We start from the raw sequence: 20483 nt of genomic DNA, 5'->3' as shown, positions 1-20483 counted from the left end.
GCCTATTTTATACATGAATTTTACTCATGTTTATTATGAAAAACATTCGTTTTACTTGTCTATTGTACGTGAGTATACTGATTCTGTTCAATCACTTGAAGGAGGAAGAAGAACTTGAAACCGCTGAAGGCCGATCTTATGATTTTGTTTATCACCATGTGTTGGGGCTCGTCCTATCTATTTATGAAAATGGGACTGGATTCGCTGGGAGCGTTCAATTTGATAGCCCTACGATTTGGATTGGCCTTTATGCTTGCAGGAGCGATTTTTTTCCCGCGCTTGCGCCGGGTTAACCTGAAGACGATCCGTTACGCCATGCTCCTGGGCTTTATTTTGTTTATCATGTTCACTGCCTTGACCTTTGGCTTGAAAACAACGACAGCATCCAATGCCGGATTTTTGATCAGCTTAACGGTGGTGTTTGTCCCATTGATACATACGTTCCTCTTTAGGAAAAAAATAGAGAAGAAACGGATCGTCAGTATTTTGCTGGCCTTAACGGGCATCGCACTGCTGACCATCCAGCTCCCTTTTGCATTTAAGATCGGGGACCTGTTCTGCATAGCGGCGGCATTATGTTATGCGCTTCATATCAATATCGTCAGCACGGCTGCACAGAAGGTCGACGCGTTAAGCCTCGGCATCCTGCAGCTGGGATTTACCGGATTGTATGCGTTCCTCTCGTCTCTTCTCTTGGAAACACCGGTATGGCCAAGCTCCACCGACTCATGGACGGCTGTCCTGGTCCTCAGCGTCGTATGCAGCGGATTGGGGTTCATCTTTCAGACGATCGCCCAGAAGTATACAACCGCCACCCGTACGGGTCTCGTGTTCTCTCTGGAACCTGTATTCGCCGCGCTGTTCGGATACTGGTTTGCCAACGAGGTCATGGATTCCAACCAGTATGCAGGAGCTGCGCTTGTCCTTCTTAGCGTTGTTCTATCCAGCATTGATGTGAACTTCAGGAAACGGTCGGCCATGAATAACAGCCCCGTAGCGTTGGAGTCCTATTCCGCTGAATTCAAGTAAAAAAGCTTGACTTATCCCTAAAAAATTTATATCTTTATATCACGGCTTAACTGAGGGCGATATCAGTTATGCAGGAACGTGATTAAAGGGGAGTAGCTGTCACAGCAAAGTCGTCATTACGGGAAATGTCCCCGGCTTTGTTGGCAACGATACGTTGTTTGCGAGACCTTTACCACACACTCTGTGGTGAAGGTCTCTTTTTGATTTCAAAAGGCCTTCACCTGCCGGTGGAGGTCTTTTTTGTGCCTTCAATAATACAACAAGGAGGAATTGGCATGGAGCTTTTATTGGAGTATGGATGGGTACTGTTAGTGCTCATCGCACTGGAAGGATTGCTGGCGGCGGATAATGCGCTGGTCCTTGCCATCATGGTCAAACATTTACCGGAGAACCAGCGCAAAAAGGCTTTATTCTACGGGCTGCTCGGAGCCTTTGTGTTCCGGATCGGATCGCTGTTCTTAATCTCGTTCCTGGTGGATGTATGGCAGGTACAAGCCATCGGCGCACTCTATCTTCTCTACATTTCGATCAATCACACGTTGAAACACTTTATTAAAGGCAAGAAACCGACGGAAGACGCAAAACCGAAACCGGACAAGCCCAAGAAGCAATCCGGCTTTTGGATGACCGTCTTCAAGGTCGAAGTGGCGGACATCGCGTTTGCCGTAGACTCGATCCTCGCAGCCGTTGCGTTGGCGGTTGCATTGCCGCCAAGCGGATTGGCAAACATCGGCGGCCTGGATGGAGGTCAATTCATCGTCATCTTCCTGGGCGGATTCATTGGTTTGATCATCATGCGCTTTGCGGCATCCTACTTCGTAAAATTGCTGCAGCAGCGTCCCGGACTGGAAGTGGCGGCATTTCTGATCGTTGGTTGGGTAGGCGTCAAGCTTGCTGTAATTACCCTTGCACACCCTGATGTAGCCCTAATCGACCATCACTTCCCTGAGAGCTCGATTTGGAAGGCTTCCTTCTACATCGTTCTCGTGCTGATTGCCGTGATCGGATGGTTTGGCTCTTCGAAAGAGAAAGTACAGGATGAAGACAATGCCATTAAGGAAGTGGAAGAACAACAGCCGGGTAAAACGCTGCAAGGCTAAATCCCCTTCCGCGTGCAATGTATACCAGGCACGAGGCAACTTCATAACATGATTCCAAACAAGACAAGGCGATTTGCTGACGGTGCTTCAACCGTTCACAAATCGCCTTTCTTCATGCTTAGATTGTCAATTGCATCTGATATAAATTCGCATAAGCGCCTTGACGGGCAAGCAATTCTTCATGCGTGCCCTGTTCTTGGATCCCGTCTTCGGACAATACGACGATTCGCTGCGCATTCCGAACCGTTGTCAACCGATGAGCGATGACAAGCGTTGTTCGATTATCGCTTAACCGTTCCAGCGAATCTTGGACCGCTCTCTCGCTTTCATTGTCCAGGGAGCTGGTCGCTTCGTCAAATATGAGGATCGGCGGGTCCTTCAGGAACACACGCGCAATGCTGAGCCGCTGCTTCTGTCCTCCGGAGAGCTTGACGCCTCGCTGGCCGATATCCGTTTCATAACCGTCCGGCAATGCCATGATGAAATCATGGGCATTCGCTCTTTTGGCTGCTGCGATGATCTCATCCTCGCTGGCCTCCATGTTTCCATACCGGATGTTATCGAAGACGGAGCCGGCAAACAAATATACATCCTGCTGCACGATCCCGATATTTTTTCTTAAGGAGTGCTGCGTAACCTCCCGGATATCGCGCCCATCCAGCAGTATGCGTCCTTCACTTACTTCATAAAAACGCGGAATCAGCGAACACAGCGTGGTCTTGCCTACGCCTGAGGGACCAACAAGAGCAACATACTCGCCAGGCTTGATGTTTAGCGAGACCTGGTTCAGCACGAATCCATAGCGGTCCTTGTATCTGAAGCTGACATTCTGAAACTCGATGTTCCCCTGAACCTGCGTGATCGTCTCGGCAAAATCGGCATCCTCGATATCGGGTTCTACCTCAAGGATCTCCATGAACCTGTCAAATCCCGTAATGCCTTCCTGGTACAGTCTGGCGAAATTAACCATGCGCTGGATCGGTTCGATCAGAATGCCGATGCATAAGAAAAAGGTCAGCAAATCCGCCAGTTCCAGCGAGGCATCCACGATTGCGGCTCCGCCGAACACAATAACGGTAATCGTAATAAGTTGGGTAAAACCGACCAGCCCTTCGTGAAAGTACGTTTCGCTCTTATACCCTTCCCTTCTGCTGTCAACGAACCGCTTGTTGGCATAGGCGAATTTCCCCTTCTCTATATGCTCGTTCGTAAACGACTTCACCACGCGGATACCCGAAAGAGATTCCTCTACTTGTGCGTTGATATCCTCGATCCGGTCCTTGCTTACCCGCAACGCCACGTTCATCTTCTTATTATAATAAAAAGCAAACGCGGCCATGACCGGGAGAAAGAGAAATACGATCAGGGTAAGCTTCACGTCGATATACATTAAAATGATGAATGCACCCAGGAACTTCAGAACGGAAATGACGATATCTTCGGGACCATGGTGATACAATTCGGTCAGCGACAGAATGTCATTGGTGGTGCGTGTCATGAGCTGCCCGGTTTTGTGCTCATCGTAGAATCCAAAGGACAGCTTCTGAAAATGGTCAAACAGCTCTCGTCTCATGTCACTTTCCATATAAGCCCCCATCATATGTCCTTTGTATGAAATGAACATATCGCACAGAGTATGGATGATGACCATAGCCAGCATGACGGCACCCACCGCATAGATTTGAATCAGCGGGCTTTGAGAATTCCCTTCCAGCACGTTGATGGTGATGTATCGTATACAGAGCGGAAGCGTCAGCGTAATGGCCGAGACAACAAAAGCACATGCCAAATCTGCAAATAATAACCCCAGGTACGGTTTATAATAGGATAAAAATTTCTTGGTCCGAGAATTCAAATCGCTCTCCTCCATTATGCCGGAGGGTTATTTAATCATATCCCTCCAAACTTGATTCATGATAAACTCCATGGTTGTTCTCATCGTAAACACCCTTCCTTGTACTTGATAATTTCATCATAGCCGATAAATGACCCCAATCCGGAGTGCAAGAATGATTTAGAATTAAAAAATCCCCTAGGAACGAAAAAGCAGGCTTGGATGCTAACCAAGCCTGCCTCTCGTATACTCACAGATTAACGATTCCATCGTTCGTTAAGCAGCTCGCCGTTGATGGCGGCCGCTGCCATGGCTCCCATCGAAGCGGCCGCAATGGCCTGATACATCTCGGTGGCTGCATCACCGGCGCTGTAGACGCCCGGCACACTCGTTTTACCGAAGGCATCAATGACCACACTTCCACCTTCATTGATATCACAGCCTATAGCCGCCGGCAATTCAGAACCAGGGACCAGCTTCGGCGCGAAAAAGATGCCCGTGCACGGAATGACCGCTCCATCCTCCAATACGACTTGCTGCACCATCCCCTCGTTCGATTCAATACGATGAATCGGGGAGTTGAATAGAGGGACGTCATGATCCTTTAATTCCTGCCGTTGTTCATCCGTCAGTTCATCCGGTCCGTTCGTACAGAGGGTATACCGGTCGCTCCACCCTGCGATCACTTTGGCAAAATGCAGCGCCCCCGCACCCTTGGCAATGACGACGAGCGGTTGATCCCTCAATTCCCATCCATCGCAGTATGGGCAGACGAAGGCACTCTTTCCGTATACGTCGGCTAATCCGTTAACATCCAGCGGGCTGTCCTTCTTCCCAACGGCGAACAGCAGCTTTTTACTCCGGTATATCGTTCCCTCTCCCGTGGTAATCCGGAAATCACCATCGACTCCCGCCACGGCGGCAGCTGTATTCTCTACGAAGCGGACGGAGGGATAGGCGGTAATTTGTTCTCTTGCTATGCGGCGAAACTCCGATGGGCTTGTGCCGTCTCTCGTAAGAAAACCGTGGGTTTCCCGCGTAACCCTGTTTCGCGGCTTTCCTTCGTCAATCAACACCACGTCCTTCCTCGCTCTTCCCAATACCAGCGCAGCATTCAACCCTGCCGGACCTCCGCCGATAATAACGACATCATGCAATTGCTCGGTCATGCATACCATCACCTTTCTGGATCTTTAATGTCCATAATAAGAACGCAAGAAGACATGGGTTCTTGTAAGTTGCTCTTTGCCCAAGGAAGAATGGCCAGGGACAAATTATATTATAGACTCCTGACATCCATTATAGACAAACAAAATCTGTAATGCAAGGCTCTCCTGCTATAAAAATTTTAAAAGTTGATCGAGTCGTAATGCCGTTACCTCTATTTATAGTTTACATATTCTATTGTGATATAGGAATTATCCTCATAGATAAGGAGAGTGATGTAATGGCAGCAAGCTTCAACAATTCATCCCAAACGCAAGGCGTATCCATTATTACCTGTACGAATCGCCCTAATTATATTAAAAACTTGTTCCATAATTTCGCTAGACAATCCCATACCAAGAAAGAGCTCATTATCGTTGTCAACGATAGTACTGTCGCCCTCTCTCCTTACCAGCAAATAGCCAGCAAGCATCGAAACATACAAATCTACCGCATGCCGGAGCAAGTCACTTTGGGTGCGTGCCTAAATTACGCCGTAAGCAAAACGAAATACGGCATCGTTGCCAAATTCGATGACGACGACTATTACGCCCCCCATTATTTGTCGGACAGCCTGAAGTCATTAAGAAGATCCAACGCCGATATTATAGGGAAACGTGCACATTATATGTATTTACAAGGCTCCAAAACTCTGATTCTACGGTTTCCTAACGATGAAAATCGAACCGTAACCATGCTGCCGGGGGCTACACTCATTTTTAAGAAGAACGTCTTTAACAAAGTACGCTTTCCGAATCAAAACGTCGGTGAAGACGATCTTTTTTGTACAAGAAGTAAAAGCAAGGGCTTTAAAGTCTATTCCGGTAACAAGTATCATTTTATGGCAGTGCGGCGGAAAAATTCATCTGGTCATACATGGATCATTAGCGATCAGGAACTCATGGCCAAGCACCCTAAAGTTCCGAATGTGCGAGATTTCAAAAAATTCGTACAGCGGACGACCGGAGGCGGTCGAGCATGACGCACCGGTCATCATCCCCATCACAGCCTGCCGTATCGATCATCACCTGTACCAAAAGACCGGAATGCCTGCACAATCTGTTGGAGAATTACGTCAGACAGAATTACAGGAACAAAGAGTTAATCGTCATCTTAAATCATAGCAGTCTCAAGCTATCGGAATATCAAATGGCAGCCAAGTCATATCGCAACGTCAGAATATATAGCAAACCGGAACGATTCTCTCTTGGCAGCTGCCTTAATTATGGAGTAAAGGTCTCCAAACACGGCCTCATTGCTAAATTTGACGATGATGACTATTACGCACCCGATTATTTGCACGAAAGCGTCCGTCTCATGATCAAGACTCGCGCTGATATTGTAGGAAAGAGAGCGCACTTCATGCAGCTTGCCGGGCAAAAAGCTCTTCTGCACCGTTACCCTAACAAGGCCAATCAATGGGTTCCCCTTGTTCAAGGGGCGACCATGCTGGTTAAACGGCATGTATTCGATCAAATATCGTTCCCGAATCAAAATCGCAGCGAGTGCGTCAAATTTTGTGCTGATTGTATAGCTCGTAACTATAGAATATACTCGGGCAGTCCGTATTATTTCTTAGCGAATCGAAGACGCAACTCCAACAATCACACCTGGATCGTCAGTGACAAGAATCTATTAACTCAACATGTTAAAAAGCTGAACGTAGACAATGCAAAGAAATTCGTGAGCAGAGGCTAAGCACTGCATGAATCTAAATATTCCGTATATCGCAATGAAGGAACCGGCGACTCGAGCATTTCCACAGAAAACAGCGAGCTTGAGTCTGGCGTGTAGTTTGTTTAACTGAATCAGAAGAACGGTTAAGAGCCGCTCCATTGGAGCGGCTCTCATTCATGCCTAGCGAATCGAACGTCTCATTTCAAATAAACGCCATAATCCAAGATGACATTCCCCTGCTCATCCGGCGTCATGAAACGGACTGGATGATAACGTTCAAAGAACCACGGGTTCTCGCCCAAGCCCCAGCCTTGTTCGGCGATTTTCGCCATGCATCGTTTATGAGGCTCCATACCGAATAGCTCCCCGTTATCCTTGCCATATAACCAACATGTCCCCGCAGCGCCTTCTTCCAGATCCGCATGGTCAAATCCTTCCGGCACTTCGATATGCTTCGGGAAAAGCATACCAATCCAATATTCAAACTGAATCCCGTTCATTCGCATAAGACCGTATGAAGCACCCTCCGATTCGGGCAAACAACCAAGCTGCCTGATCTTTTCGAACCAGCCATTGGCGAACCATTCTTCCCATTGGTCCGTGAAGCTTCCTGCCGCATTTCGATGCTCGTCCGTATACCGTTTGCCGATCAAGCGCGCGGACGGGATCTGTTCTTTGTACACCCTGGTTACTTCTGCAGCCATTTTCTTAACCTCCTGGGTTCATCTTTTTGAATTATTACCTAATGAATTCTCGTCAACGCATGGGAATCCTGCAAGGGAGCAGCAGCCCGGTTTCAACTTTTGACATGGATAATGATAGTTGAGAACAGCGGTGTGAAATTGTTCAAATCGGAAGAGAACATTTATACGGAACGAACCATCATCCCGGCCTATGGGATCAGCCGGAGCTGTTCAAGCCGGATCGCTTCGAACATTGGAACGGAAGTCCCTTTAACTTCGTCCCTCAAGGCGGCGGAGATCATCATACGGGACACCGCTGTGCCGGGGAGTGGATTACGCTTGAAATCATGAAGGAGAGACTGGACTTTCTGGCTAACCGGATGAGTTATGAAGTGCCCGTGCACGACGTAAGCTTCAGCTTTCATGAGATGCCTTCTCTTCCTCACAGCCGGATCGTCATTCGAAAAGAAAAGGCCCAACATTAGGATGCGGTGAATCCAATGACGCTTCCGAAATCGCATCTGGGATCCAGAACCCACATTGCTGCATGGGAGAGAAAATTAAAGCTTGTACATTGCGCCGTCTGCATGTCACAATACATTAGAGACTGTCAGCATGAACCTATTCATCTAGTCGTTCGCTTACACGTTCTCGGCTGCCCCTGCATTATAGCGCGGCGGCCGTACAATCAACCTATTTTGAATGGGAGGACCGCAATCATGAAAACGATGAAACTAGGAAGCAGTTCACTGGAAGTACCTGTTGTAGCCGTTGGTTGCATGCGCATAAATTCGCTGGATAAAGCCGAAGCCGAACGTTTCGTGCAATCCGCACTGGAGGAAGGAGCCAACTTCTTCGACCATGCCGACATCTATGGCGGCGGAGCTTGCGAGGAGATTTTTGCAGATGCGATACATATGAATGCGGAAGTCCGCGAGAAAATCATTCTTCAATCCAAATGCGGTATCCGTCAGGGCATGTTCGATTTCTCCAAAGAGCATATCTTGAATTCCGTCGACGGCATCCTCAAAAGACTTCGTACCGAATATCTCGACGTTCTCCTGCTCCACCGTCCGGATGCTTTGGTTGAGCCTGAAGAGGTGGCTGAAGCATTCGATCAGCTCGAAAGCTCCGGGAAAGTGCGTCATTTCGGCGTATCCAACCAGAATCCGATGCAGATCCAGCTCTTGAAAAAAGCAGTGAAGCAGCCGCTCGTAGCCAACCAGCTGCAGCTTAGCATCACGAATACCACCATGATTCAAAGCGGAATCAACGTGAATATGGAGAATGACGCCGCGGTTAACCGCGATGGCAGCGTTCTGGATTTCTGCAGACTGAACGACATTACGATTCAGCCTTGGTCGCCTTTCCAATACGGGTTCTTCGAAGGCGTATTCCTTGGAAGCGACAAGTTCCCTGAGCTTAACCAGAAGATCGATGAAATCGCTGAAAAATATAACGTTACCAATACGACGATTGCCATTGCTTGGCTTCTTCGCCACCCTGCACAAATGCAGCCCATCATCGGAACGATGAATATCAACCGTTTGAAGGACTGCATCAAAGCAGGCGATGTTACGCTGACTCGCGAGGAATGGTACGCCATTTACCGCGCGGCCGGCAACATCCTTCCTTAAGCCATAACTGAAAACGGCCTCCTATCGACTTCGATGGGAGGCTCTTTCATTATTATGGCTGGGGAGAGGATGATAACAATAAGGTGCCTTTTGCACAATTTTCCAATGAAGGACGACCGACTGAAACTTACAGCTTTGCAATGCTCCGTCCCGCCTGTCTTCCCGTAAACAGGCAGCCGCCCAAAAACGTTCCCTCCAATGCACGGTAACCATGAACGCCCCCACCACCAAAGCCGGCCGCTTCTCCGACCGCGTAGAGCCCGGGAACCGGATCGCCGGATGCACTCAGCACCCTCCCCGATAGATCCGTTTGAAGCCCGCCCAGTGTTTTCCGGCTAAGAATATGCAGGCGCACCGCAATCAATGGCCCATGGGCCGGATCAAGAAATTTATGCGGCTTGGCTACGCGCACCAAGCGATCGCCTATATAATTCCTTGCTCCCCGGAGCGCCGTAATCTGCAGGTCCTTGGTAAAAGCCTGGTCCATCTCGCGGTCTCTTGCGGCAAGCTGACGCTTCAAATCGTCCAGCTTGACCAGATCGCTGCCTGCAAGCTTATTCATGCCGTCCACAAGCTCGGGCAGCGAATCGGCGACAACAAAATCCTCGCCGTGATCCAGAAATGCCTGCACAGGGCCAGGAATGCCCGAGCCTGCTCTTCCAAGCACTTTTCGGATGCTCTTTCCGGTCAAATCCGGGTTTTGTTCAGAGCCGGATAGGGCAAATTCCTTCTCAATGACCTTTCTGGTCAGAAGGAACCAGGAATAGTCAAAACCCGTATCCTGAATGGCTTTCAGGGTTCCCAGCGTATCGAAGCCCGGGAAATTCGGAGCAGGAAGCCGTTGCCCCTTGGCATCAAGCCATATTGACGATGGACCCGGCAGTATCCGGATGCCGTGCTTGGACCATACCGGGTCCCAGTTCTTAATCCCTTCCGTGTAGTGCCACATCCGGTCTCGATTGACGACCCGCCCGCCGGCTTGCTCCGTTATGCCCAGCATCCGTCCGTCCACATGCGCGGGAACGCCGGAGAGCATCGCTCGTGGAGGCTTGCCTAGCCGGGACGGCCAATGCTGCCTGATCAGCTCGTGGTTGGCGCCGATACCTCCGCTGGAGACAACCACAGCCTCCGCATAATATTCATAGTCGCCGACGACCTCGCGGGAGCTTTCTTCGCCCCGGCCGGCCGAACTCGGTGCAAGTACCGAGCCCCTTACTCCGATGACGGCATTCTCGCGCGTAATCAGCTCATCGGCTTGGTGACGCGGACGATAATCAACGACGCCGGAACGAATGGCGTCTCTGACCCTGGACTCAAATGGCTGTACGACACCTGGGCCTGTTCCCCACACAATATGAAAACGCGGAACGGAATTGCCGTGGCCCTCGGCGAGATATCCGCCGCGTTCCGCCCAGCCAACGACAGGGAAGAAGCGAATTCCTAACGAATGCAGCCATGCCCGCTTCTCGCCGGCGGCAAAGTCGACATAGGCCTCAGCCCATTTCCGCCCCCACAGATCCTCGTCCTCCTCCCGATCGAAACCAGCGGCTCCAAGCCAATCCTGCCATGCCAGTTCACGGGAGTCCCGGATTCCCAGTCTTCTCTGTTCGGGCGAATCGACAAGGAATAAACCGCCAAAAGACCACCATGCCTGCCCGCCAATAGAGCTTTCCGGTTCCTGGTCAAGCAGCAGCACCCGTTTGCCGGCCCCGGCCATTTCGGCGGTAGCCACGAGACCCGATAAGCCGGCTCCTACCACGATGACGTCATATTTCATGCATTTCCCCCGTTCTTTCCCTTTACTAAAACAAATAATTTCAACTTCACTCCAGCTTGATCGTTACAGATGGCGTTAACATGATATTCTTTACGATGTAAGCGTTTTCCTCCTTGCAACGGCATAGAATCGGCTACTCTCGAATGCCTGGTCCGTATTATTGTATGCCTTCCCATCCCCGCTAACATGTTCCACAGCAAAATAAAGTGAACCCCAAATCAAGAAGGGTTCACTCCATGGTTAAAAGTATCTTCGTATCGTTCTAGCGTAATTGTAGGCTGCGCATCCATCTCCTCATGTCTGCGCAAGGGTTAACCGGTCTTCTCCTGCGCCTCCGCCGCCAGTTTCAGGAGCTGCTCTCTGACCCGCACCACTTCTCCGATGATCAGCAGGGCCGGATTTTTCACGTTCATCCGATGAGAAATCCTGTAGATGGTTCCGAGCGTACCCGTGAAGATTCTCTCTTCCGCCCAGGTTCCTTGCTCGACGATGGCGGCGGGAGTCCACGGCGGCTTGCCGTGAGCGATCATCTCTTTACAGATGCCTTCCATTCTGCTGACACCCATGTACACCACAAGCGTATCCACGCTGTGCGCCAGCAAGTCCCACCTCACGCTCTGCTCATTACCATGGCAGCTCGTTCCGCTGACAAAAGCAACCGAGGTACTGGCTCCGCGGTGAGTCAGAGGAATTCCTGAGGACGAGGAAGCGCCCACAGCCGAGGTAACGCCTGGCACGAATTCGAAGGGAATGCCGCGTGCAGCCAATTCGCAAGCTTCTTCTCCTCCTCGACCGAAGATCAGCGGATCGCCTCCCTTGAGTCTGACGACATGATGACCGTCTAGGGCAAAGGCCACCATGTTCTCGTTGATCCTTTCCTGCGGAAGAGAATGGCGTCCGGGTGCCTTGCCGCAGTATACAAGCAAAGCATCCTTCTTCGCGTAATTCAACAGCTCATCGTTCACCAGCCGATCGTACATGATGACGTCCGCTTCCTGGATACGCCGGAGGGCTTTCAACGTAATCAGCTCCGGGTCTCCCGGGCCTGCGCCGACGATATACACCATGCCCGGCCTCATCGTCTTTTCTCGACGGAAACTGCCGTCGCCTCCATTATCCCGCGGCCTGAATAGCCGGTCGCCATCCGCGTAACCCCGCGTCTCTTACCGAATCCGTATTGGGCAAAGTACAGCATCGCCCCGGTAAATACCGATCCGCCGATAAAGTTACCTATAAGCACGGGGATTTGATTCCAGAACCACCAATCAGTCATACTGACATTCGCACCCAGCATCATGCCTGCGGGGATCACGAACATATTGACGACGGCATGCTCGAATCCTTGGCCGAAGAAGAGCAGGATCGGCAGCCACATGGCGACGATTTTTCCTATCGTTGAGCTTGAGGTAAACGCCATGACAACGCCAAGCGTCACCATCCAGTTGCAGAGCATAGCCTTGATCAATACCAATAGCAAGCCGCTCGTGCCTAGCTCCTTGTAGCCGATTGTCTTCGTCTCGCTTGCTTCAATGATCATCCGAACCAGCGGATGACTCATATCCGTCCCCATCTTGGTCGCAGTAAGCGCATAGAGCCCCCCATAGATCAGACAGCCTATCACATGTCCGAGAATGACCCATCCATAATTCGCTAGCATAGAAGCCGTTGAAGCCTTCTTCTGCAGGACGGCTAACGGTAAGAGTGCAAAGCTTCCGGTGACCAGCTCTAAACCCAGCATTACAATGATGACGAAGCCAACCGGAAATAGGAGCGCGCCCGCCATCGGGATATTCGTTTGGGTCGAAGCTGTAAATGCTAGCGTGGTGGCGCATGCCAGGATAGCGCCGGACAGTATGCCGCGAATAAGCATCTGCGAAATCTTCAGCCGCGCCTTCGCGGCCCCAGCCTCGATCATGTCATGCATCACCTGATCCGGTTTCACGTAATCCATGTCGGTCTACTCCTTCTAATGAAATCAATCCTTAACATTTATGACAGCCTCAGACATGACAGCGGAATATGACTGACAACGCGTTAAGCTGTACGATCCAGCAAGTAAATCGCGCCGTTTGCCGGATCCACTTCAATCTGATATGTGTTTACATGACCCGTGTCCGGCTCTTGAACCTGTCCGCTGCACAGATCGATTTTCCAATCATGAAGTGGACAGTGCACTTGCTTCCCGCACACCATACCTTCCGAAAGCTTGCCTCCTTTATGCGGGCACTTGTTTTCGACGGCCAGAATATTCCCGTCCGACAAGCGGAACAGCGCAATTTCCGTTCCCCCGATTTCAATGGTTCTTGATCCCTTAGGATCGATTTCGTTCACGTATCCTACATGCAGTTTCGCCATATTGGTTCTCCCCCTATTTCGTCACAGCTTCGGCGTCAGGCAAAGGCACGAAATTTTTACGAAGCCCGCTGTCTGACGTAATCTCCTTCCACGGATCCTTTTGCTTGCTTAAAGACAGCTTTATTCTGGAAACAAGAGCGTCGCGATCCTCTTTCTTCTCCAATGCTTGTTTCACATGCTCCAGACCCACTCGCTCGATCCAAACCGACGTCCGTTCATTCCATTGTGCGTTCTCGCGGTAATATTGGATAAAGGCTCCCGCCCATTCGACCACCTCGTCTTCGGTCTTTACGATGCATAACAATTCCGTGGCCCGGACATGAACGCCTCCATTGCCGCCGACGTGCAGTTCCCAGCCGCCATCAATTGCCACAACGCCAAAATCCTTAATGGTGGCTTCCGCGCAGTTCCGAGGACATCCGGAAACCGCCAGTTTCACTTTGGCCGGGGTGCTCAGCCGCTCAAATTCTTTCTCCAAACGCACGCCCATACCTATGGAGTCCTGCGTGCCGAATCGGCAAAACGTGGACCCTACGCAAGTTTTAACCGTACGGAGGGCTTTACCGTAAGCATAACCGGAAGGCATATCCAGCTCCTCCCACATCCTCGGCAGATCCTCCTTCTTGACGCCGAGCAGATCGATCCGCTGTCCGCCCGTAATCTTGACCATCGGCACATCGAATTTTTCCGCAATCTCGGCGATTTTCTTTAGCTCAGAAGGTGACGTCACCCCACCGTATATCCGAGGCACCACGGAATACGTGCCATCCTTCTGAATATTGGCATGGTACCGCTCGTTCGTGAAACGCGATTCCTTCTCGTCCACGTAGGATTCCGGAAACAGCATGCCGAGATAGTAGTTCAGCGATGGACGGCACTTGGAGCACCCCTCCGGATTATCCCATCCCAGCACGTTCATCACTTCTTTCACGGTACCCAGTCCAAGACGGGTGATCTCGGCGATGATTTCATCCCGCCCCAGCGAAGTACACCCGCATATCCCTTCTTTTACCGGCTCCCCGGCAGCATCCCCGGCGTATAATTGAACGAGTCCCTCGACAAGAGGTTTGCAGCCGCCGCAGGATCCCGAAGCTTTGGTACAAGCTTTAACGGATGCGACGGTATTGCAATTCTTCGTAAGAATGGCATCTTTGATCGCTTCTTTCGATACGCCGTTACAGCCGCAAATGATCTCATCATCCGCCAGCTGAGCCAGCCGCTGCTCCGTTGATACAACGCCTGCATTAGGCGCGAAGCCTAACAGAAGCTCTTTCTCTCTGCCCTTGATGGATTCCCCGCTCTTCATGAGCGAAAACAGCTTCGGTCCATCCCCCGTATCGCCGAACATAACAGCCCCGATGAGCCGGTCTTCGCGGACGACGATTTTTTTGTATACCCCTTCGACCTCATCTTGATATCGCATGGATCTGGTTCCTTCCGGGTCTGCAAAATGACCTGCGGAGAATACATCCACACCGGATACCTTTAATTTCGTTGACGTGACGGAACCGGCATATCCACTCGTCTCCACACCTGCCAGATGCTTGGCGAGTACCGCTCCTTGTTCGTACAGCGGGGCTACAAGACCATAAGCGATACCCCGATGCTCCGCGCATTCGCCCACCGCATAGACGCCGGGGACGTTCGTCTCCATATAGTCGTTAACGACGATTCCGCGGTTAACCTCAATTCCGGAGGACTGTGCCAAAGAGACGTTTGGCTTGATCCCGACGGCCATCACGATCAGGTCGGTCTCGACGCTGCTCCCGTCCGTAAAATGGAGCGCCCTCACCCGCTTCCGACCCGAGATCGATTCCGAATTTTTATTCAGCAAAAACGTCATTCCTTGTGTTTCGAGCTCACGCTGCAGCATTTTGGCTGCCGTCTCGTCCAATTGCCGTTCCATTAAATAGGGATTCAGATGAACCACGGATACATCCATGCCCAGATGCAGAAGACCTCGAGCGGCCTCCAGGCCCAAGAGGCCTCCGCCGATGACCACCGCTTTCTTATATTGCTGCGACGTCTTCACCATCGTTTCGCAATCCTGGATGTCCCTAAATGCGATCACGCCTTCCTTGTCGGCACCCGGCAAAGGCAGCATAAACGGATTGGATCCGGTCGCAATAATCAAAGCATCATATGGAGCGACAGCTCCTTGCTCGGAGAATACTTTGCGATGCAGCGTGTCGATCCGGTTCACCGTATGGCCTGCATGCAATTGGATCCGGTTCTCCTTGTACCAATCCCAATCATTAATAATGATTTCCTTCAGATCGGTTCCGCCTGCGAGCACGGATGACAGCATGATCCGATTGTAGTTCGGATGAGGTTCCGCTCCGAATATCGTAATCTCATACGCTTCGGGCGCAAGCTTGATTAAATGCTCGATAGCCCTTACTCCTGCCATGCCATTCCCGATCATCACTAACTTCTTTTTTGTCATGGTTCGCTCTCCCTCCGTCTAACACCTTCGATCTACTCATCCATCAACAAATCTTTAAAAACCAAAATAGCCTGCATTCGATCCAGTAGAGTTGGCACACTCTTACCGGGAACGAAAACAGGCTTCTTTGCCGCTAATGGGATACACCGTTGTATCCGGGAAGTATAAAGTTCTTGAGGGAAATATACACTACGCATTTGAGTTCTGTCAACATATTTGACACGAAAATAAGAAAATTAATTAATTATCGACATTCACTTGTGATTTATGTTATATAAATTAACATAGTTTCTGTTTTGTGCTAAAGCTTAACCACTGACAGGATTTCATTTATGAAGGGAGCGTCAATCCATGCGTTCATTGCTGGTTATCCACCATCCGGTCCCTGCTTCAGAGCGAAGTGACACAGCTGCCAAGGCGCTTCTTCCGGAATTTATCCTTCGTTCATACGGATATAAGATCCACCTTGCTCGCAATGAGAAGCAAGCGTTGGCCGGAATCATGGAGGCTGACGGAACGGTTCTCCATCTTCCGGTCGCATCGATCAAGCCATGGTGCAGCACCCTTGAACAACAAAAGCGCGTGCCGGTTCTGTGGTGGTGCAGCGATCATGCCGCTTCGCAATCTCTCGAAGCATGTGAAGATGATGTTACAATTGATGGGCTTTTATTCCCCACCATGAAGGAGCATGAGCTGCATTGGACGCTTCATTTTAGTTCAAAGCATTTTTACGAACGTCAACAGTGGCATGACGAAAAAACGCAGCTCCTAGCCCGCATTGAAGAACGAAAATGGATTGATATGGCCAAAGGCATTTTATGCGAAATGAAACAAATTTCGGAATCCGAAGCCTACGATGTCCTGCGCAAACAGGCGATGAATGAAAGAAAAAGAATGGTGGACGTCGCCACCTCGATCGTTAAGCTGTATCAATTGCTGCAAGAGACCGGTTCAGGAGGTGCCAAAAAATCATGATCCACTTATTGAAAGAAGTCGGCCGCGGCAAACGCGGCGCTCGGGACCTGACTTACGAGGAAGCCCTTCAGGCTGCAGCATCGATTCTGGGTGCAGAGGCTACTCCTGCGCAGATCGGGGCCTTTTTCATCGCTGAACGCATCAAGATGGAAAGCGTGGAAGAATTGGAAGCATTCGTGAAGGTCAGTCGTGAATATGCGGACCGTTCGTTTCTACATGCGGGTATCGACTGCGCAGGTCCTTATGACGGCAGAAAGTCTTCTTTTTTCTCGACGTTAGCCACTGCGTTTGTCCTCGCGGCTGCCGATCTGCCCGTTACGCTGCACGGGACTGCATCCCTCCCTCCAAAGTGGGGGATCACCTTGTCGGATATACTCGCAGCGAAAGGAATAACCGGACCGGCATTGGCAAAAGACTCATGCATCAGGGCGGCCAAACAGACGGGCGTATTATATGTAGATGCGGAAGAATGGTGCCCTCCGCTGAAGCACCTTCGCCCGATTCGCGAGGAACTGGGGATGCGGACCGTGCTCAACACGGCGGAAAAGTTCGTCGATTATTCCCATTCCCCGTATTTAACCTTCGGCGTTTACCATAATACGGTCTTTGACCGGTTAAGCCGACTGATCATGAAACTCGATTATCGTAAAGCGATCATTATTCAAGGCAGTGAAGGCTCCGATGAACTATTCATTCACCGGCCCACGCGGACATACCGGATCGAGAACGGTAAGGCCTGCCTGCAGATCATCGATCCCGAGGCGTACGGGCTAGATGTACCGGTTCCGGACATCGGCTGGACTCCTTCCGAACAAGCTGACGCTACGGCGGAGGTTCTGCTAGGCAAAGGGAATCTCGCTTTTATCTACCAGGTGCTGCTGAATGGCGCGGTACGTTTACAGTTGGCGGACAAGGTCAGGTCCGTCGAAGAAGGGATATATACCTGCAAAGCATTGCTGGATTCAGGGAAACCATGGGAGTTATATAACAAATGGTTGTCCTTGCTTACAGAATCCGATGCGGTCTCGTCAATGGGAAGGCATGCCTCGCAATGAACGGAAGAAACCCGCACCGGGTAAACGGTGCGGGTTTTTTTCATAACCTATTAAACTCCAAATCCGAATCCGAAAGCAGACAAGATGATGACCAAGAGAATAAAGAGAACCAGCACCGCTCCAACCGATCCGTATCCTCCGCCATTGTATCCAGCAACTTCACCCATGGTTCTAACCTCCTTTATTTTCGGAACACAATATCCTATGCTTGTTATATGAAAGAGCTTAGACTTTAGAGCAAAAATAAAAACATGGGTTATTGCATCGACGGATCATAAGGAAGAGCTTCTATTTTGGAGCCAGCATAATTCGGGCATAGCGAAGAATATCAGACTTGACGTCTTCCGCCCAAATGCTATAACGAATCTGATGCTCCTCATCCACCCAATCCAGGTGATTCCTTCCCTTCGAGTCGGCGGTGTAAACACATTCAACACCGTTAATGACGATGGTTTCCTTGGATTCGTTCGGTTTCTCCTGCGGTACGGGCGTTCCGCCTATCGGCTGTTCGGGAACGATATCACTCGCTACGACTTGAAGCTTTACTTTGCCTTTTTCATAGTTCAGAATCGCGGCGGATGCTTCATTCACCTTCATGATATCGGAATACACGAACTTCTCGCCGTTCGCAGCCTTCCCCTTCAATTCCTTGTCCAGCTTCTTGTATAGGCTCGACGTTCTTTCAGGACTCTTTAAGTAAACAACCGCGTTCTTGAAAGTGTACCCTTTCGGCAAGATTGAAGGCTTGGTCAGGGACGGTGCACTCATTGCCTTCGACTTCGCCAAATAATCCGTATACTTAGTGAAAGCAAAGCCTTTGGATGCGAAGTAGATTTGATCTGTCCGGTTAAATTCCTGATCGGCAGCATAGTAGGCAATCATCTGACCTGGCTTAAGTCTGTTGACCAAGTCCTTGATTTGATCGTCATATGAAACGATTCCCTTCTCCGGTTTGGCAGACATCGTCTTCGAAATCGATACGCTTTCGGTACTGGCTGCGTATGCGTTGACAGATCCAACCATCATCGTGGCTGCGAGAAGTAATGCGACTTTTACCTTGTTTTTTATCATGTTACCATTCGTGCTCCTTTCGGCGGCAAAGCCTTTTGAGTTGGTTTTATTAACATCTCGTATAACACCTTGCCGTCATCAAAAGGGACATTTTGTAAAGAAATCGGATACCTTTACGGAATAAGCCCTGCCGCAATCTTCGCAAACTCATCCTTGGACAACGGATCCTTTGGGTCATCCGTAATTATATACAGCACCTCTTCGCTGTCGCTGAGCCAAGTCAAGCTGCGCGAAGGGCTGGATGGACTGGCTGACAGAATCATTTCTTTCCCTTTCACCTTTATTTTTACGGCTTGGTTTGTGGGCACCCCGGCCTTGGAGCCCTTCTCTCGGGCAAAAGCTACCATCTTGATCCGGTTTTCATCTTTACGATATTCCATTCCTGTAGATGCAATCTTGTACCAAGGAACAATCTTAAAGAACAGTCCCTGTTCTTCATCCGACTGCTCAGCCTGCTCTTTGAGTTCATTCAGAAGAGTTTCATACTCCGGTGTACCCCATACGGGCTCGTTCCTAATTTGAATCTGTCCATAATCAAATCGATACCCTTCCGGTACATAATCTGGCTCTAGAAGCACGGGAGCGTTTTTTTCCTCGATTTCTTTTGCGAGTTCCTGATAATTCGAATGCTTAGTCAACATATAAAAATATTTCAGAGGTTGTTCTTTGACGAGTGGAGTCATATGCAGGTCCTTGATATAAAACACCGCCTGTTCTCCCGGCTTTAACCTCTTTCTCAGCTCTTCTTCCGTCTCTTTTACACGTTTGGCGTTATATTCCGATTCGGAATATTCCCATGGCTTTATGGTCGACAGAATGACTTCGCCTTCCTTGTTCTTGATCTGTATCAAGTATTGACTTGCGTAAACACTAAGCGACGAAAGAATCAAAATTGCAGTAAGCATTGCAATAATTAAGGTTTTCTTCCGATTGCCATTTCTACCGTGTTTCTTCCGGTGAATTAGACGTACCTTATGCATGATGGCGGGGGTCACGTCAACTTCTTCATCCACAGAGTGCAATTCCATGCTTCTCAGAATTCGATCTTGCTCCGACTGTCCCGAATCTCGCATAACCCCGTCACCTCCTTCTCCTGGATCAGCTTGATGACTTTCTGTTTCATCCGAGCATATTTTTTCTTCACCGCGCTTAGATTCTTATCCAGAATCTGCGCAATCTCCGTAAATGGTTTATCTTCAAAAACCCGCAACACGAGCAGATTACGCTCCTCTACCGAGAGCTTGGTCATGGCATATTCCAGCGGTTCGCTAAACCATTTGCGCTCCAGCGTCTCTTCCACGCTATCAGCATAACCCGCCGGTTTGATCAGTCGGCTTACTCGCATGCGAACCCGTCGCTTACGTAGAATATTGAGACAATGATGGTATGCAATCTTGTACAACCATGATGAGAATGAAACCTTGGCTTCATAGGTATTAAGCTTGGTAAACGCTTTGATGAAGATATCCTGGACGGCATCCTGCGCATCCTGCTTGCAGCCGAGCATTCGGCAGCAGTATATGTAAATCTGTTTTTTGTACGTTTCGACGATAGGCTCGAAACAATCCACCTCACCGGCCTTAACACGTCCCACGTACTCCTCGATCGAATCCAATTCGAAGACGCACCTCCGTGTAA

General features: G+C 49.9%; 20 protein-coding genes and 1 pseudogene. 9 read left to right on the top strand and 12 right to left on the bottom strand.

Annotated features, from left to right (window positions below):
- The first annotated feature begins 114 nt into the window (after positions 1-114).
- Entirely contained in the window at positions 115-1029 is a 915-nt protein-coding gene (locus tag M1D70_RS13395) for a DMT family transporter (protein WP_456290093.1), read from the top strand.
- A gap of 275 nt (positions 1030-1304) precedes the next feature.
- Positions 1305-2129 carry a TerC family protein gene (locus M1D70_RS13390; protein ID WP_096775504.1) on the top strand — a complete coding sequence of 275 codons (825 nt, stop codon included), beginning with the start codon at positions 1305-1307 and terminating at the stop codon, positions 2127-2129.
- Between the two features lie 118 nt (positions 2130-2247).
- Here M1D70_RS13390 and M1D70_RS13385 read toward each other — a convergent pair whose 3' ends face one another.
- Complete coding sequence (locus tag M1D70_RS13385) at positions 2248-3984, bottom strand: ABC transporter ATP-binding protein (protein ID WP_456290092.1); 1737 nt, start codon at positions 3982-3984, stop codon at positions 2248-2250.
- Positions 3985-4220: 236 nt separating this feature from the next.
- The gene (locus M1D70_RS13380) at positions 4221-5132 is read right to left on the bottom strand and encodes an NAD(P)/FAD-dependent oxidoreductase (protein ID WP_009593570.1); all 912 of its coding nucleotides are present in this window, start codon (positions 5130-5132) and stop codon (positions 4221-4223) included.
- A gap of 278 nt (positions 5133-5410) precedes the next feature.
- On the opposite strand from M1D70_RS13380, the gene M1D70_RS13375 reads away from it, so the two are divergent.
- Complete coding sequence (locus tag M1D70_RS13375) at positions 5411-6151, top strand: glycosyltransferase (RefSeq protein WP_456290091.1); 741 nt, start codon at positions 5411-5413, stop codon at positions 6149-6151.
- Positions 6148-6867: a glycosyltransferase gene (locus M1D70_RS13370; protein ID WP_456290090.1), complete on the top strand. Its 720-nt coding sequence runs from the start codon at positions 6148-6150 to the stop codon at positions 6865-6867. The genes M1D70_RS13375 and M1D70_RS13370 overlap by 4 nt, the downstream gene beginning before the upstream one ends.
- Before the next feature lie 176 nt (positions 6868-7043).
- Here the strand turns inward: M1D70_RS13370 and M1D70_RS13365 are convergent, their stop codons facing one another.
- Positions 7044-7550: an AraC family transcriptional regulator gene (locus M1D70_RS13365; RefSeq protein ID WP_456290089.1), complete on the bottom strand. Its 507-nt coding sequence runs from the start codon at positions 7548-7550 to the stop codon at positions 7044-7046.
- A gap of 137 nt (positions 7551-7687) precedes the next feature.
- Between M1D70_RS13365 and M1D70_RS13360 the strand changes: the two are divergent.
- From M1D70_RS13360 to M1D70_RS13350, 3 genes and pseudogenes are all read left to right on the top strand, one after another.
- Positions 7688-7804 (top strand): annotated as a pseudogene (locus M1D70_RS13360) (hypothetical protein); the annotation flags it as partial.
- A 72-nt stretch (positions 7805-7876) separates the two neighbouring features.
- Positions 7877-8014: a hypothetical protein gene (locus tag M1D70_RS13355; RefSeq protein ID WP_456290088.1), complete on the top strand. Its 138-nt coding sequence runs from the start codon at positions 7877-7879 to the stop codon at positions 8012-8014.
- A gap of 234 nt (positions 8015-8248) precedes the next feature.
- Entirely contained in the window at positions 8249-9166 is a 918-nt protein-coding gene (locus M1D70_RS13350; RefSeq protein ID WP_009593504.1) for an aldo/keto reductase, read from the top strand.
- A gap of 127 nt (positions 9167-9293) precedes the next feature.
- Here the strand turns inward: M1D70_RS13350 and M1D70_RS13345 are convergent, their stop codons facing one another.
- From M1D70_RS13345 to nirB, 5 genes are all read right to left on the bottom strand, one after another.
- On the bottom strand, positions 9294-10943 hold the full coding sequence (locus tag M1D70_RS13345) for an FAD-binding dehydrogenase (RefSeq protein ID WP_456290087.1): 1650 nt from the start codon (positions 10941-10943) through the stop codon (positions 9294-9296).
- A 311-nt stretch (positions 10944-11254) separates the two neighbouring features.
- Positions 11255-12010: a uroporphyrinogen-III C-methyltransferase gene (gene cobA, locus M1D70_RS13340; protein WP_139084020.1), complete on the bottom strand. Its 756-nt coding sequence runs from the start codon at positions 12008-12010 to the stop codon at positions 11255-11257.
- A gap of 8 nt (positions 12011-12018) precedes the next feature.
- On the bottom strand, positions 12019-12894 hold the full coding sequence (locus tag M1D70_RS13335; RefSeq protein ID WP_009593541.1) for a formate/nitrite transporter family protein: 876 nt from the start codon (positions 12892-12894) through the stop codon (positions 12019-12021).
- 83 nt (positions 12895-12977) lie between these two features.
- The gene (gene nirD / locus M1D70_RS13330; RefSeq protein WP_009593537.1) at positions 12978-13298 is read right to left on the bottom strand and encodes a nitrite reductase small subunit NirD; all 321 of its coding nucleotides are present in this window, start codon (positions 13296-13298) and stop codon (positions 12978-12980) included.
- Between the two features lie 13 nt (positions 13299-13311).
- Positions 13312-15744 (bottom strand): nitrite reductase large subunit NirB, encoded by a 2433-nt coding sequence (gene nirB, locus M1D70_RS13325; protein WP_456290086.1) that lies wholly within the window; start codon positions 15742-15744, stop codon positions 13312-13314.
- Positions 15745-16095: 351 nt separating this feature from the next.
- Between nirB and M1D70_RS13320 the strand changes: the two genes are divergently transcribed.
- Together M1D70_RS13320 and M1D70_RS13315 are read left to right on the top strand one after the other, a co-directional pair.
- Complete coding sequence (locus M1D70_RS13320; RefSeq protein WP_009593568.1) at positions 16096-16719, top strand: ANTAR domain-containing response regulator; 624 nt, start codon at positions 16096-16098, stop codon at positions 16717-16719.
- Positions 16716-17774: an anthranilate phosphoribosyltransferase gene (locus M1D70_RS13315; RefSeq protein WP_009593481.1), complete on the top strand. Its 1059-nt coding sequence runs from the start codon at positions 16716-16718 to the stop codon at positions 17772-17774. The genes M1D70_RS13320 and M1D70_RS13315 overlap by 4 nt, the downstream gene beginning before the upstream one ends.
- Positions 17775-17824: 50 nt before the next feature.
- On the opposite strand, the gene M1D70_RS13310 is transcribed toward M1D70_RS13315, so the two are convergent.
- The 4 genes from M1D70_RS13310 to M1D70_RS13295 all read right to left on the bottom strand — a co-directional run bounded on the left by M1D70_RS13310 (position 17825) and on the right by M1D70_RS13295 (position 20460).
- Positions 17825-17941: a hypothetical protein gene (locus M1D70_RS13310; RefSeq protein ID WP_009593567.1), complete on the bottom strand. Its 117-nt coding sequence runs from the start codon at positions 17939-17941 to the stop codon at positions 17825-17827.
- Between the two features lie 121 nt (positions 17942-18062).
- The gene (locus M1D70_RS13305) at positions 18063-18845 is read right to left on the bottom strand and encodes a hypothetical protein (protein WP_456290085.1); all 783 of its coding nucleotides are present in this window, start codon (positions 18843-18845) and stop codon (positions 18063-18065) included.
- A gap of 113 nt (positions 18846-18958) precedes the next feature.
- Positions 18959-19750, bottom strand: a complete 792-nt coding sequence (locus M1D70_RS13300) for a hypothetical protein (protein WP_456290084.1) — start codon at positions 19748-19750, stop codon at positions 18959-18961.
- Positions 19751-19878: 128 nt separating this feature from the next.
- A complete protein-coding gene (locus tag M1D70_RS13295) occupies positions 19879-20460 on the bottom strand; it encodes an RNA polymerase sigma factor (protein WP_456290083.1) in 582 nt (193 codons plus the stop codon).
- Between the last annotated feature and the right edge of the window lie 23 nt (positions 20461-20483).

The sequence above is a fragment of the Paenibacillus sp. AK002 genome (genome assembly GCF_053903045.1).
This window is presented reverse-complemented; position numbering and strand designations above follow the sequence as displayed.

Coding starts and splice junctions, on each gene's coding strand:
- M1D70_RS13390 (WP_096775504.1), top strand. CDS start 1,305: ATGGAGCTTTTATTGGAGTATGGATGGGTACTGTTAGTGCTCATCGCA.
- M1D70_RS13380 (WP_009593570.1), bottom strand. CDS start 5,132: ATGACCGAGCAATTGCATGATGTCGTTATTATCGGCGGAGGTCCGGCA.
- M1D70_RS13375 (WP_456290091.1), top strand. CDS start 5,411: ATGGCAGCAAGCTTCAACAATTCATCCCAAACGCAAGGCGTATCCATT.
- M1D70_RS13370 (WP_456290090.1), top strand. CDS start 6,148: ATGACGCACCGGTCATCATCCCCATCACAGCCTGCCGTATCGATCATC.
- M1D70_RS13365 (WP_456290089.1), bottom strand. CDS start 7,550: ATGGCTGCAGAAGTAACCAGGGTGTACAAAGAACAGATCCCGTCCGCG.
- M1D70_RS13355 (WP_456290088.1), top strand. CDS start 7,877: ATGAAGGAGAGACTGGACTTTCTGGCTAACCGGATGAGTTATGAAGTG.
- M1D70_RS13350 (WP_009593504.1), top strand. CDS start 8,249: ATGAAAACGATGAAACTAGGAAGCAGTTCACTGGAAGTACCTGTTGTA.
- M1D70_RS13345 (WP_456290087.1), bottom strand. CDS start 10,943: ATGAAATATGACGTCATCGTGGTAGGAGCCGGCTTATCGGGTCTCGTG.
- cobA (WP_139084020.1), bottom strand. CDS start 12,010: ATGGTGTATATCGTCGGCGCAGGCCCGGGAGACCCGGAGCTGATTACG.
- M1D70_RS13335 (WP_009593541.1), bottom strand. CDS start 12,894: ATGGATTACGTGAAACCGGATCAGGTGATGCATGACATGATCGAGGCT.
- nirD (WP_009593537.1), bottom strand. CDS start 13,298: ATGGCGAAACTGCATGTAGGATACGTGAACGAAATCGATCCTAAGGGA.
- nirB (WP_456290086.1), bottom strand. CDS start 15,744: ATGACAAAAAAGAAGTTAGTGATGATCGGGAATGGCATGGCAGGAGTA.
- M1D70_RS13320 (WP_009593568.1), top strand. CDS start 16,096: ATGCGTTCATTGCTGGTTATCCACCATCCGGTCCCTGCTTCAGAGCGA.
- M1D70_RS13315 (WP_009593481.1), top strand. CDS start 16,716: ATGATCCACTTATTGAAAGAAGTCGGCCGCGGCAAACGCGGCGCTCGG.
- M1D70_RS13310 (WP_009593567.1), bottom strand. CDS start 17,941: ATGGGTGAAGTTGCTGGATACAATGGCGGAGGATACGGATCGGTTGGA.
- M1D70_RS13305 (WP_456290085.1), bottom strand. CDS start 18,845: ATGATAAAAAACAAGGTAAAAGTCGCATTACTTCTCGCAGCCACGATG.
- M1D70_RS13300 (WP_456290084.1), bottom strand. CDS start 19,750: ATGCTTACTGCAATTTTGATTCTTTCGTCGCTTAGTGTTTACGCAAGT.